At 75.5% G+C, this 371-nt stretch carries 1 protein-coding gene; it reads left to right on the top strand.

The features are described from left to right. Window positions 1-371 (top strand): ketoacyl-synthetase C-terminal extension domain-containing protein (locus ACPCK6_RS29660; protein WP_423482864.1); only part of this gene is annotated, 371 nt, incomplete at both ends.

The raw sequence follows: 371 nt of genomic DNA, 5'->3' as shown, positions 1-371 counted from the left end.
CTGGTGCCGGCGACGCTGCATGTGGACGAGCCGTCGCCGCATGTCGACTGGTCGGCGGGGGCGGTGGTCCTGGCTACGGAGGTGACCCCGTGGCCGGCGGTGGACCGGCCGCGTCGGGCGGCGGTGTCGTCGTTCGGGATCTCCGGCACGAACGCGCACGTGATCATCGAGCAGCCGCCCGCTGAGACGATCGAGGGCGAGATCGTCGCCGGCGACGTGCCGCCGGTCGTACCGGTGCTGCTCTCCGCGCGCTCCGACGCGGCCCTGGCCGGCCAAGCGGGCCGGTGGGCGCGCTGGCTGACCGCCGACGAGGCCCCGCGTCCGCTGGACGTGGCCTGGTCCTCCGTCACCACCCGGCCCGCGCTGGAACA

It is taken from the genome of Micromonospora sp. AB353 (genome assembly GCF_049538395.1).
GTDB classification, from domain to species: domain Bacteria; phylum Actinomycetota; class Actinomycetes; order Mycobacteriales; family Micromonosporaceae; genus Micromonospora; species Micromonospora aurantiaca.
Note: the sequence above shows the minus strand (reverse complement) of the source record. Positions and strands in the feature narration are given on the sequence as shown.